Source organism: Psychrobacter sp. PSi21 (genome assembly GCF_054960615.1).
Genome location: NZ_JBHNYR010000020.1, coordinates 26,087 through 39,700 on the forward strand (window position 1 = coordinate 26,087; position 13,614 = coordinate 39,700).

10 protein-coding genes are annotated in these 13,614 nt (G+C 48.4%); 4 read left to right on the plus strand and 6 right to left on the minus strand.

What is annotated here, in order from left to right; translation table 11 throughout:
* Positions 1 to 27: 27 nt before the first annotated feature.
* The 3 genes from lspA to ACFI32_RS12635 all read right to left on the minus strand — a co-directional run bounded on the left by lspA (position 28) and on the right by ACFI32_RS12635 (position 4,561).
* Positions 28 to 648, minus strand: a complete 621-nt coding sequence (lspA, locus tag ACFI32_RS12625; RefSeq protein ID WP_462626953.1) for a signal peptidase II — start codon at positions 646 to 648, stop codon at positions 28 to 30.
* On the minus strand, positions 641 to 3,466 hold the full coding sequence (gene ileS, locus ACFI32_RS12630) for an isoleucine--tRNA ligase (RefSeq protein WP_462626954.1): 2,826 nt from the start codon (positions 3,464 to 3,466) through the stop codon (positions 641 to 643). The genes lspA and ileS overlap by 8 nt, the downstream gene beginning before the upstream one ends.
* Positions 3,467 to 3,844: 378 nt before the next feature.
* A complete protein-coding gene (locus tag ACFI32_RS12635) occupies positions 3,845 to 4,561 on the minus strand; it encodes a GntR family transcriptional regulator (protein ID WP_462626955.1) in 717 nt (238 codons plus the stop codon).
* Between the two features lie 142 nt (positions 4,562 to 4,703).
* On the opposite strand from ACFI32_RS12635, the gene ACFI32_RS12640 reads away from it, so the two are divergent.
* Positions 4,704 to 5,402, plus strand: a complete 699-nt coding sequence (locus ACFI32_RS12640; protein ID WP_462626956.1) for an aspartate/glutamate racemase family protein — start codon at positions 4,704 to 4,706, stop codon at positions 5,400 to 5,402.
* A gap of 39 nt (positions 5,403 to 5,441) precedes the next feature.
* Entirely contained in the window at positions 5,442 to 6,791 is a 1,350-nt protein-coding gene (locus ACFI32_RS12645; protein WP_462626957.1) for an NCS1 family transporter, read from the plus strand.
* A gap of 159 nt (positions 6,792 to 6,950) precedes the next feature.
* Here ACFI32_RS12645 and ACFI32_RS12650 read toward each other — a convergent pair whose 3' ends face one another.
* Positions 6,951 to 7,490: a protein disulfide oxidoreductase gene (locus ACFI32_RS12650; protein WP_462626958.1), complete on the minus strand. Its 540-nt coding sequence runs from the start codon at positions 7,488 to 7,490 to the stop codon at positions 6,951 to 6,953.
* A 121-nt stretch (positions 7,491 to 7,611) separates the two neighbouring features.
* Positions 7,612 to 9,249 (minus strand): nitrilase-related carbon-nitrogen hydrolase, encoded by a 1,638-nt coding sequence (locus ACFI32_RS12655; protein ID WP_462626959.1) that lies wholly within the window; start codon positions 9,247 to 9,249, stop codon positions 7,612 to 7,614.
* A 447-nt stretch (positions 9,250 to 9,696) separates the two neighbouring features.
* Here ACFI32_RS12655 and ACFI32_RS12660 point away from each other — a divergent pair, with 447 nt between their 5' ends.
* Positions 9,697 to 10,326 carry a BLUF domain-containing protein gene (locus ACFI32_RS12660; RefSeq protein ID WP_462626960.1) on the plus strand — a complete coding sequence of 210 codons (630 nt, stop codon included), beginning with the start codon at positions 9,697 to 9,699 and terminating at the stop codon, positions 10,324 to 10,326.
* A gap of 102 nt (positions 10,327 to 10,428) precedes the next feature.
* Here ACFI32_RS12660 and ACFI32_RS12665 read toward each other — a convergent pair whose 3' ends face one another.
* Positions 10,429 to 11,859, minus strand: coding sequence for an FAD-binding oxidoreductase (locus tag ACFI32_RS12665; protein WP_462626961.1), 1,431 nt, complete (start codon positions 11,857 to 11,859; stop codon positions 10,429 to 10,431).
* 488 nt (positions 11,860 to 12,347) lie between these two features.
* On the opposite strand from ACFI32_RS12665, the gene serA reads away from it, so the two are divergent.
* Positions 12,348 to 13,574 carry a phosphoglycerate dehydrogenase gene (serA, locus tag ACFI32_RS12670; RefSeq protein WP_462626962.1) on the plus strand — a complete coding sequence of 409 codons (1,227 nt, stop codon included), beginning with the start codon at positions 12,348 to 12,350 and terminating at the stop codon, positions 13,572 to 13,574.
* The last annotated feature ends 40 nt before the right edge of the window (positions 13,575 to 13,614 follow it).

Below are 13,614 nucleotides of genomic sequence, written 5' to 3' on the forward strand. Positions count from 1 at the left end.
CAATACCAATGTATGCTGTGATGTGAATCAGCTGCCACGCTTTTTTTCCAAAAATAGCATGTCAATAACAATCAAAGCGACCCCAATCGTAATACCCATATCCGCGATATTAAAAATAGGATAATGCCATGCATCGGCATAGTGCACATGGATAAAATCAATCACATGACCATGTAGCAAGCGGTCAATCAAATTGCCCACCGCACCGCCGAGCATGAGTGCCAGACCAATTGATAATAGCTTGGCTTGACGCGGTACTTTGACCAGATAGATCAGTAAAAACAATGACATCGCCAGTGCAAGACCAGCAAAAAACCACTTCTGCCAGCCGCCCGCATCGGCTAAAAAGCTAAACGCCGCACCGTAATTGTACGCTAGCGTCCAGTTGAGAAAAGGCTCGATGACGGGCACAGGGTCGTGAAAGGTGAGCTTGGTTTCTGCCAGCCACTTGGTCCATTGGTCGATACCCAAGACAAGCAATGACAGCACATACCAGCCAAAGGCACGGCTGCCATTGGGAATCACCTTAGGGGTTTTATTCAGTCGCCCTTTTGGTGTCAGTGAGCTGCCCGTGGTGACGTGTGCAGGCGCACGAGTGTCTTGTGGTTCACTCGGCGCGTGCTCATTGGGGTTAGGCCCATTAGGCATAATGACGTACCTCACCTGAGCCGCTGACGTTGGTCACGCAGCGCGCACACAGCTCAGGATGGGTACTATCGACACCGATATCATCACGCACATGCCAGCAGCGAACACATTTGGTGCCAGCGGCGGCAGTGACACTGACTGCTAGGTCGTCAGCGTCTTCAGCATTGCGGTTGTTGATGATGTCCGCAGGCGCGTCAGCCAGTGGCAGCAGCGCGGCGTTACTGGTGATGAGTACAAAGCGCAGCTCGTCACCAAGTTTGGTAAGGCTGTCAAACATAGCGCCATCAGCATACAAGGTCACATCGGCAGACAAGTTGGCGTTGATCAGTTTTTGTTCGCGAGCGGTTTCGATATGCTTGTTGACCGTGTCTTTGGCGGCCATGATGCGCTGCCAGTCATCGCTATGGATGGCGCTTAGCTCAAACTCAGGAAAGTGATACCACGCTTGGGTAAACACATATTGGTCAGCGTCATCATCCAGACGGGTCAGCACTTCCCACGCTTCTTGCGCGGTAAATGACAAGATTGGCGTGATCCAGCGGATCAATGCTTGTGCGATATGATAAATCGCAGTCTGCGCGGATCGGCGCGGCTGGCCATCTTTTTGAGTGGTGTACTGACGGTCTTTGATGATGTCTAAGTAAAACCCGCCCAAATCTTGTGAGCAGAACGCGGTCACGTGCTGGGTGACTTGGTGGAAGTCCATCGCATCATAAGCGTCAACAATTTGTGCTTGGACGGTTTGTGCGCGCTCAATGATGAACTTGTCCAAACTGACCAGCTCATCCATTGGTACGCTATCAGTGGCAGGGTCAAAGTCATCGGTATTGGCCAGCAAAAAGCGCAAGGTGTTACGGATACGGCGATACATATCGATCGCACCTTTGAATACGGTCTTACCTGCGCTCATCTCATAGCGATAGTCGCTTGAGGCAATCCATAGACGCAGCATGTCCGCGCCTGTTTTGTTGATCTCGTCTTGCGGCGTGATGATGTTGCCAAGTGACTTACTCATCTTGCGACCGTTTTCATCGACCACAAAACCATGCGTCAATACCTGTTTAAACGGTGGACGACCATACATCGCTTCAGAGGTGAGTAATGACGTCTGGAACCAGCCGCGATGCTGATCTGAGCCTTCAAGGTACATATCAGCAGGGTTGGTCAGCTCATCGCGCTGCTCAAGAACGGCAAAATGCGTGGTGCCTGAATCAAACCACACGTCCAATGTATCTGTCGCTTTGTCATAATCAGCGGCTTCATCACCTAAGAAGTCTTCACAGCTGGCGTCAAACCATGCCTCTACGCCACCTTGAGCGATTTTTTGTGCTGCTGTTTCCATCAGCTCAAGCGTGTTGGGGTGCAGCTCGCCCGTTTCTTTGTGGGTAAAGAAAGTGATTGGCACGCCCCACGTACGCTGACGGCTGATACACCAGTCAGGGCGACCGTTCATCATCGATTCGATGCGGTTTTGACCCCATGCTGGCGTCCAGTTGACTTTTGGAATGTCGGCAAGGGCGCGCGCACGCAGGCCTTGGGCTTCCATACTGATAAACCACTGCGGCGTGGCACGGAAGATGATCGGTGATTTATGACGCCAGCAATGCGGGTAGCTGTGCTCAATTTTGGTATGGCTGATCAGATGGCCGTTATCCTTGAGCGCGGCGATGATTTTTGGATTGGCTTTATAGATGTGCTCGCCTGCAAAGATCGCTGCGCTATCAAGATATACGCCGCTGCCGCTGACTGGGTTTTCAACAGGTAAATCATATTTTAGACCGACAATATAATCGTCCAAACCGTGGCCGGGGGCGGTATGTACCAGACCAGTACCGCTATCGGTGGTCACGTGATCGCCCAAGATAAGCGGTACTTGACGGTCTGCAATCAATGGATGCTGGACATGTAAGCCTTCAAGCTCACGTCCTGATACGGTCGCAAGGATACCTTGGTTTTCAAGGCTGAGCGCGGTCATCGCTGCATCAACAAGATCGGTGGCCAGCAGCAAATTGCCCCTTGACGTTGCGACCACGCTATAGTCATGCTCAGGATGGACTGAGATGGCTTGGTTGGCAGGTAGCGTCCATGGGGTAGTGGTCCAGATAACCGCGGCGATGGTATCGTCGATGGCCGCCATGGCATCGAGCTTATCCGTACCGAGTACATCAAAGCTGACATAGATGGCATCTGAGACTTTGTCTTGGTACTCCACTTCGGCTTCAGCAAGGGCCGAGCCGCAATCCAAGCACCAGTTCACTGGTTTCATGCCGCGCGTTACGTGACCATTTTCATGGATTTTTGCCAAGGCGCGCACGATGTTGGCTTCTTGATGAAAGTTCATCGTCAGATAAGGGTTGTCCCAATCACCGAACACACCCAAGCGTTTGAAGTCGGCTTTTTGCAGCTCAATTTGCGTGCTCGCATATTCGCGGCACAGACCACGAAACTCAGTCGCTGAGACTTTTTGCCCGACTTTACCAACTTTGGCTTCGACCTTTTGCTCGATCGGTAGACCATGACAATCCCAGCCAGGGACGTACGGCGCATCAAAGCCCGCTAGGGTTTTTGACTTCACAATAATATCTTTGAGTACTTTATTGACCGCGTGACCCAAGTGAATCTGACCGTTAGCGTATGGAGGGCCATCGTGCAAAATATACTTAGGCGCGCCGTTACGGGCGCCTCTAATCTTGCCATAAACGTCATCCGCCTCCCAAGCAGCTAACCAATCTGGCTCGCGTTTGGCAAGGTTTGCACGCATCGCAAATGGCGTATCCGCAAGGTTAAGAGTGTCTTTATAGTCGATGGATTCGGTCATAGTCGTTGTCTTTATCTCTATTGATACAAGGGAAGGATGATAATAGGAATGCTATACGTTATAGGGCGAATTATGAATCAGTGAGACTGATTGGCAAATTCTAGGGCATTCATTATAGGACAAATAATGGACTAAAAATAGGGGACATGACACTTAGGTGTTCAAGACCGAGTGGTAACAGGTACGCACGTACTTATGAGGAGGTGCAATAGACTGGCGACTCGTCTTAATAAGCAGAGCAAGCAAGAAAAAGACCATTCAATCAATCGCATTTGTCATGACGTATCTGTTTTATTGCATGTTGACTATAGCAAATGGACACAATCCGTGTGGATGCATCTAGAGCACACTCAGATAAAAAGCGTGTGCCCTACAGGTTTAATTAGGCGTGATCAGTAGCTGCTCAGCTAACGTAGAAAAAGGCGGGGCTGAATACTCAAAGTCGAGACTGGCTTCAAGGTGATTCAAATGCTCATTCAGTAGAAAGATAAGACGGGCCTCATCTCGCGCTTCAATCGCTTGCACAATGCGCGAGTGGTCATCCCCAGCGCAGCTCGACAAGCCTACTTTGTTATATAAGCCAATAATCAAGGTTGTACGCAGTGTCAGTTCGTTTAAAAACCGCTCTAACACTTGATTGCCTGCAATCAGCGCAAGGTGCATATGAAATATGCGTGATAAACGTAGCTCTGCGGGTTTATTACCAGCGGCGCGCGCGTCAGCCTCAGCAGCGATAGTCGCGCGCATCTTGATAATGTCTTTGGTGCATACATTTTCAATCACACCATGAGCGATGGTGCGCTCAATCGTGCGCCGTGCCTCAAACACATCACAAGCTTCTTTGGGTGATGGGGTGGCAATACATGCTCCGCGATGGGGCTGAATGTCTACGACATGCATGGTGGCAAGTGTCGAGAGGGCGCGCCTTACATTGGCTCTATTGCAGTCAAACAAATCGCTGAGCATCTGTTCGCCCAGCTTGGTACCCGCGGGTATCCGCTGCTCTGAAACGGCTGCTGTAATTGAGTTCACGATGATTTGTTCGGGCAGAAGGTCAATGTTGCCGACTGGCTTTTGGGTTTTGAGTGTTTTCATGGCGGCAATTATAGAGGCCTATCTTAACCACCACAACAGCCATCACAACAAAAACTGAAAATTTATGGTTGTTTTGTTAACAATAATAGTTAACAATAATTTTTCTATCCATAAAAGTATGAATGACTAGCGGTGAGTGTATATGAAAATTTTAGTAATGAATCCAAACTCGACGACATCGATGACCGATAAGATCGTGGAGAGTGCGCGCAGCCGCGCCAGTGCGGGTACCCAGATCATTGGTGCTTCTGGAACCGATGCACCCGCCTCGATTCAAGGCCATCATGATGAAGCGTTATCAGTACCAGGTTTGATCAAGCGCTTACAACAAGCAGAAGCTGATGGCGTTGATGGGGTGGTCGTTGCTTGTTTTGATGATCCGGGCATTGGCGCTTGTCGTGAAGTATTTTCTGGACCTGTGCTGGGTATTTGTGAAGCGGCGGTCAAGGCTGCCAGTATGATTTCGACCTCGTTTAGCGTGGTGACCACCCTGCCGCGCTCTGTCGCGGTGATTGAGCACTTAATACATGGCTATGGCTTGTCGCATCGTTGTCGCCGCGTGCGCTCAGCAGCTATCCCCGTACTGGCGCTTGAAGAGCCAAATTCTGGCGCTCGTGAAAAAGTGCGCGACGAGATACTGCGCGCGGTACGTGAGGATAACTGTGAGGCGGTGGTGCTGGGCTGTGCGGGTATGGCAGATTTGACAGAGTGGCTGACGGAAGAGACTGGCGTGCCTGTGATTGATGGGGTGGTGGTTGCCACGCGTATGGTCGAGGCGTTGGTCGGCTGCGGTCTAAAAACCAGCAAAGTAGGGGCTTATGCCATGCCAGTAAGCGGTTAACCATCATTAACCAATAAATTTTTAAGGAAGGAGGACGTAATGGAAAGTACACAGGTTGCAGGAAAGGTAGGTGCGCTGGATCATAAGGCAGTAGGAGAAGAGAGCCTTGCACCGCAAACCACACGTATTATGGGGTCTTGGTCTTATTTATTTGCATGGCTGGGTGGCTGCGTATCCATCGGGACATTCACAGTAGGCTCAGGCTTGGTGGGCACGCTCAATCTGCTACAAGTGGTGCTGGCTATTACGATTGGCTGTACAGTCATCGGTGCAGCCCTGATGCTAAACGGTCGTGCAGGGCACAAATATGGCATTCCGTTTATGGTGCAGTGCCGCTCCTCCTTTGGCTTTTCAGGCAGCCGTATCCCAGCGCTCGTACGCTCTATCCCTGCTATTGTTTGGTTTGGTTTTCAGAGCTGGATTGGGGCAGGCGCGCTTAACTTGGTCTCTGATGCCTTGTTTGGCTACAGCAACCTTGTGGTATTTTTCATTGGTTTTCAGTTTTTACAAATCGGTTTGTCCGTCCTCGGCTTTCATGGCATTAAATGGCTGGAGAACATCGGCTCGGTGTTTATTATCGGCTCCTTGGCGTATATGTTCTTTAGCGTCATCAATAAGTATGGTGATGTCATCTCGACCAATCTTGTCAACGTTGAGGGCACGTGGGGTACGCCGTTTTGGGGTGCCACCATGCTGTTTTTGGGTGTTTATAGCACCATGATGCTCAACGTCTCTGACTATTCACGCGAGCTGAACAGAAACGTTGGGTTTGTTCGGCAAGTGGTCATTTATGCCAACTCAATTTTGCCCGCCACCTTATTTATGGGGTTGATTGGTCTGATGGTCACCAGTGCAACGGGTGAAGTCGATCCTATTAAAGTGTTCTCCAGTGCAGTTGATAACAAGCCCCTACTCGTCATCACCATGCTCTTTATCGCGTTTGCACAGGTCACTACCAATATCTTAAACAACGTGGTACCACCTGCGTATGCGTTGATGGATATCTTTCATATTAAGTTTAAAACCGCGGCGGTCATTGTGGGTCTGCTCGCGTTTGGTACCTTCCCATGGGAGCTGGTCAAGGACGAATCTGCGGCTGGGTTGAATCTATTTATCCAAACCTATTCGGCCTTTTTGGGTCCGTTGTTTGCCATTTTGGTCGTTGATTACTACATCATTCGTAAACAAACCCTCGATTTGGACAAGCTCTACGATGCCAATGGCCCTTACAAAGGGGTCAACATGGCGGCAATTATCGCCATGGTGATCGGTATCGTGGTGGCACTGATTTTTAATAGTGTGTCTTGGTATGCCAGTTTGATTCCGACAGGAGTGATCTATTGGATTTTGATGCTCAAGATGCCTGCCGCGCAGCGTTTTATGTCATAAAAGGCTAGCATGGTTTGCATACTTAAGATCAGAGCCTGTTTATCCATCAGATAGACAGGCTTTTATTGTTGACTGTATTTATATAGTAGAAAAAATGCTGTCTTACTTTCTATGACCACGACGATAGAAGCCACAAACCCTTTATATCAGTATGGTCGGTTAAAAAACCGATGATAACCAAAGTCGCAATTTTAATGACCAAAGAGGTTGTACCCCGACCAGCCCTTGTGTCATCTCCCCATCTTTTAATATCACATAAGAGGGCGTGACTGCTCCTTGCCAAGCCTGAAATATTTTGCCACTAGGGTCATTGATGGTGGTAAAACCAAACTTCTTGGCTTGCATATATTGCGCCAGTGTGGGGTCACCACCAGATTGTATGGCAATGCTGACCACAGAATAGTCGCCCGATGCGGCCAGTGTGTTGATGGTGGGCGAGGTGATGCTACAAATCCCGCACCAACTGCCCCAAAAGTACACCAGCACAGGTGCGTCCCGACTCATCAAAGCCAGATCGACACGCTGACCCTGATAGTCGGTCAGCTGTAGCTGAGGATGGGTTGGCATGACTGGTTGTCGCCACCAGTTGATCGCACTGTAAATACCCACAAACATCAACCCATAGATCAATACTGTTTTGATGACTGAGGGCAGTTTGTATCTTTGGCGGGTTTTGCTGGGGGCGTCATTTGTCGTCATGGCTAGGGCGGCTCGCTTGTCGTGATGAGGGTGAGAGAGACAGATAAAAAAACGGCGAGTGGATCGCCGTTTTTAATTAGTATCAATGACCAAGCTGGCGATATCACACGCCCTAGACTGTTTATGGCTTTTGCGCGCGGTTTTGTAGTGGGTCACCGATAAGCACGCTGCCTGAGTTTTCGCGGCGCTCGGACTCGCTTAATTTGCTGGCCGATACTTTGGATTTTTTCTTCCATTTTAGGCTGAACAAATCATCGCGGCGGTCGATGAGGTTATGCACTGAGCCTTCGTTACGCACGTGGGTGAGCTTGTCGAGGTTAACATCAGAGAAGAAAATCATCTCGGTATTGGCGGTGGTTTCGGCCATGATCGCATCGTGCGGGAATGCAAAGTCAGATGGCGAAAAGATCGACGACTGCGCATACTGAATATCAAGGCTCTCAACTTGCGGTAAGTTGCCCACTGAGCCACAAATCATCACATAGCATTCGTTTTCAATCGCGCGTGCTTGGGCGCAGAGGCGGACGCGCAAATAACCATTTTTGGTATCGGTCCAAAATGGCACAAACAGAATGTCCATGTCATCGAGCGCGAGCAGGCGAGCCAGTTCGGGGAACTCAACATCGTAACAGACCAAAATACCAATACGACCCGCGTCGGTGTCAAAGACCTGTACCTTGTCACCACCCTCAATCACCCATGCGCTACGCTCATGCGGGGTGATATGAATCTTGCGCTGCTCTTCGACCGTACCATCGCGGCGGCACAAAAAGCTGACATTGTATAAGGTGTCGTCTTCGTCCAATAGTGGCATGGAGCCTGTGATGACGTTAACGTTGTAGCTGACTGCCAAATGCGAGATTTCATTTTTAAACCACTCGGTGTAACCCGCCAAAAAGCGAATTGCTACGTTTTGGTCAGTGGACTCACACAAACCCATCAATGGCGCATTGAAAAACTCAGGCAGGCAGGCAAAGTCAGAATTATAATCGGCCATTACATCGACAAAAAACTCGACCTGTTGTAACAGCTCTTCTGGTGACTCAACCTCACGCATTTGCCACTGAATACCACCGATACGCACCTCAGACTTGCGTGTATTGGGTTTATAATCTTTGGGTTCGTAATAGATATTTGACCACTCAAGCAAGGTTGCAAAGCCTTTTGATTGAGCATCATCTGGCAGGTAGCCGGTCAAAATACGCTTGACGATAAAGCCATTTGACAGCTGAAATGAGAGCGCTGAGTCATGGATCTCGCGTGACTCAACCGCATCAATATATTCACCAGGTGATAGATCTTGGTGGTTGTAATAGTTGGGAATACGGCCACCTGCCAAAATGGCGCGAAAGTTGAGCTGGCGACACAGCTCTTTACGCGCATCATAAAGACGACGCCCTAAGCGATAACCGCGATAATCAGGGTCAATCAGTGCATCAAGACCGTAGATGGCGTCGCCCTCTGGATTGTCCTTGATGATCTCGCGTTGGCCGATCAAGTCATCATAAGTGTGCGGGTTTGAAAATTTGGCATAGTCCACTCGCATAGACAGCACGATGCCGATCAGCTTATCGTGGTCAAATAATGCAATTTGTCCTTCAGGAAAAGCATCAATCAAGGTGCTGATGGTGGTCTTTGACCATGAGCCGCCCAAATTGGCATAGACGCGATCCATCAGTGCTTTGAGCTGCGCGTAGTCTTTTTTCTTAATTTCGGCAATGGTTAAGTGAAAGTCTTCGTTTTTTTCTATTTTACTCATAAGGTTCCTACAACATAACTTAGAGGGTGGATGGCGTTAGGTATCACAAGCACCATGCAGCAAAACACAGACAATGAGCCACCAAAAATGAAAGCCTGCGCCTGCATTTTACGCTATATGCCATGGTAGAATATATTTTTATATAACAACCAGGCTATAATAACGGTTTTGACTGCTGGGTAAGTGTAGTGTACTGTTTTTGTTACACATTACTCATTAGCGCACTATGAACTGTCTGCTATTAAAGCATGTTTGATGATCAGATAAAGTGGCTTTTTATTACTAAACAGTGAGACAGTTCGCTAAAATCGGCTGTAGAGATCAAGGATGACAGCATACAAAACAATGATTAAAAATGTGCTATATTCGCTCGCTGAATGCCTACATTCATGATGCTTATATTTATTTACTGTGCTTGATAGCGCCGTTTTTTAGGACGACATCTTTATGCCTACACGCCAGATTAAAACCGCTGACGTTTTCGATAACGTGCCAGACGACGCTATCGTACAGTTGGTTTATGTCAGTAGCTTGAGCCTCAAAGGGCGCCTGAGCAAATCCATGTTTGACGAGATTGAAGCCCAAGCCACGCTCCATAACGAAAAAAATGGTATCACTGGGGTACTGTGTTATGGCAATGGTCAGTTTTTACAATGTATTGAGGGTGAAAAAACCAAGATTGCTGATCTACAAGTGCGTATCTTTAATGACAAGCGTCACAAAAACCTAGAAGTGCTACTGCTCAGAGAGATCAAACAGCCTCAATTTTTGGACTGGAGTATGCGTTTGTTGTTTTTAGAGCGCTGGATGTGGTCACCTGCTACCAAAAAACAGGCGGCGCGACTGTCAACGTTTTTACCTTTTAGCCCACACAGCTGGCGACCTGAGCGCACCGCACAGTTTTTGGAAGTCATTCAGTCTTTTGAAACCCCGCCGCATATGCGCGCCGCTGGTATTACTTACAACGCGCTTGGCAACATACTTCAGCATATTGCAGCCCCGCATCAAGCCTTTTTGGCGGTGCAGGGAGCGCTTACCTTGTTGGTTATTGTTGGCCTGATGCTGCTGTACGTGTGATCGTGGCTGGCAAATAAATAGGCCATAGGTAGGCGCGGTACAAACGAAAAACGCTAGGATGTTCCTAGCGTTTTTTGTATTCATAATGGCGGTTTGGATGGGTTATACATCAAAAATCTTGCCACGGTTCATGATATTGTTCGGATCAAAGACCTGCTTGACGGCTTTTAAGTATTCAATCTCAGTCTCACTGCGGCTGTAATGCAAGTAAGGCTTTTTGGTCATGCCCACGCCATGCTCCGCTGAGACAGAGCCGTCATATTTTTTGACGGTTTCAAACACATGCTTGTTGACCACTTGGCACTCTGCAAAGAAGTCATCTTTGCTCATGTTTTCAGGCTTCAAGATATTCAGATGCAAGTTGCCGTCACCAATATGACCGAACCAGCAGACTTCAAAGTCAGGGTAGTTGCTACTGACAATGTGGTCGATCTCATTGATAAAATCAGGCACGTGACTGATCAACACGGACACATCGTTTTTGTAAGGCGTAAATACCGAGATGGTCTCAGAAATATACTCGCGCAATTTCCACAGCTCCTCGGCCTGTCCCAAGCTTTGGCTCATCACGCCATCGACAATCCAGCCCTCTTCCATACAGCTTTCAAAGATGGCCATCGCTTTGTCCATGATGGGCTCGTATGGCGCTTCAAATTCAAGCAAGGTATAGAACTTGGTACGCGATTCAAACGGCTCTTGTACTTGTCCGTGTGCCATCAGCTTATCGATTGCCACACTGTCAAAAAACTCAAAAGCGGTCAGATCAATCTTGGCTTGAAAAGCTGAAAGCACGTTCATCACATCAGAAAATTCATCCATGCCCAGCACCATCACCGTCAGATCTTGTGGCTGACGTTCAAGCTTGATCTGTGCTTCGGTGACAAAACCAAGCGTCCCTTCAGCACCAATAAATAACTGGCGTAAGTCGTAACCCGTGGCATTTTTGATCATACCGCGGTTTAGCTTGATGATATCGCCTTTGCCAGTTACCACCGTCAGACCCATGATCCACTGACGGGTCATGCCATAACGAATCACTTTGATACCGCCTGCATTGGTGCCGATATTGCCACCAATTTGACTTGAGCCTGCTGAGGCAAAATCAACAGGGTAGTAGAGGTCTTTTGACTCAGCAAACTGCTGTAGCTGCTCGGTGACCACCCCTGCCTCTACCGTTACCAAGCGGTCGGCTGGATAAAACTCGCCAATACGATTCATCTTATCAAAGCTGACCACGATCTCACCATTGGCGGCGACGGCACCTGCGGATAAGCCCGTACGACCACCACTTGGAGTCAGCACCACTTCGTGCTGATTGGCCAACTTGACGATTGACTGCACCTGCTCGGTGGTTTTTGGAAAGGCAATCGCAGTCGGGTTCGGCGCAAAATGCTTGGTCCAATCTTTACCCCAGTAATCAAGGCTTTCGGCATCAGTCTTGATTTGATTGTCTTCAAACTGATGCTCAGTAGTCAGGGCGGTCAATAACTGTTGCACGGCTTCTGGAAGAGACGGCGTCTGGCTTGGTGTCATAATAAACTCTCAATAGGCAAGTTGGCGGTACTTGGCTTATATCATCATGATGAAAATATCAACAAAAAAAGGTAGCACAGTCGATAATACAATCGCTACGCCGAGCCATTGATAATACAGAGTATGTATCTGGGTATCAATACGCAGCGCGGCAAATCAGTGCGAATATAAGTCATGCGGCTATTCGCTATGGTTATTGCCATTGATACTTTTGTATGGCGTTATCAACCATAAATTGATAGCCGCTTTTGCACTGATTCTGTGACATTAGGGCGTGTTCCTGATTTAAACGTTGATTACTAAACGGGCTAAAAATGGCATAGTAAGGCTGCCGCCAGTGGCTCGCGTCAGCCTACCAATCATAAAAGGTTTTAAGGTTGATAATTAATAATTCGGTTTATTGGCTGACATCGTCGGTCAATTTTGTGTAAGATAACCGTACTGTTTTCACTTCATTCACCCTGACATTATTATAGGACAGGTTTCACATGGCGCTATCATTAGAAAAAGATAAAATTCGTTTTTTATTACTTGAAGGACTACATAGCAATGCCCTAAAAGTATTGGAAGGGGCAGGTTATCACAACATCGAAAACATCAGTCACGCATTGGACAAAGAAGAGCTGATCGAAAAGATCAAAGACGCGCATTTCATCGGTATTCGTTCGCGTACGCAACTGACGCGTGACGTGCTTGAGCATGCTAATAAGCTTATTGGTATTGGCTGCTTTTGTATTGGTACCAACCAAGTTGATCTTGATGCCGCCCGTGACTTAGGTATTCCTGTCTTTAACGCGCCATTCTCGAACACCCGTTCGGTGGCTGAGCTGGTATTGGCCGAAGCCATCATGCTGTACCGCGGCATTCCTGAAAAAAATGCCACTGTCCATCGCGGCGGCTGGGGCAAGTCTGCGACCAACTCGCATGAAGTGCGCGGCAAAACGATCGGTATCGTCGGGTACGGCTCTATCGGTTCGCAGTTGTCTGTGCTTGCAGAGAGCTTTGGTATGAAAGTCATCTATCATGATGTTGTGACCAAATTGCCACTGGGTAATGCGGTACAAGTCGGCAGTCTAGAAGAGCTACTATCTACCGCTGATATCGTGACCTTGCATGTGCCTGACGTGCCAAGCACGCGCTACATGATGAAGGCGGAGCAGTTTGCGCAAATGAAAGACGGCAGTTACTTTATCAATGCCGCTCGCGGTACGTGTGTTGAGATTGATGATTTGGCAGCAGTACTTGAGTCAGGCAAAGTGCTCGGCGCGGCGGTTGATGTGTTCCCCAAAGAGCCAAAATCAGCGGATGAAGAGTTTGAATCACCACTGCGTAAGTTTGATAACGTGATTTTGACCCCGCATATTGGGGGTTCAACCCAAGAAGCGCAGGCCAATATCGGTCTAGAAGTGGCAGAGAAGTTTGTCAAATATTCAGATCAGGGTGATACCGCCACGGCAGTGAACTTCCCAGAAGTTTCTATCCCGTTCAAAGAAAACTCACATCGTCTGTTACACATTCACAGAAACGTCCCAGGCGTCTTGTCACAGATCAACCGTCTGTTCGCTGAGGCCAACATCAATATTCTCGCGCAGAGCTTGATGACAGAAGGCGATGTCGGTTACTTGGTCATGGACGTGGATTACCACGATTCAGACGCTGCACTCGATCAGCTCAAAGATGTGGAAGAAACCATCCGTATCCGTATCTTGTTCTAATCAGCACAATCGTATTGGGCACGAAAAAAGAGAGACGATA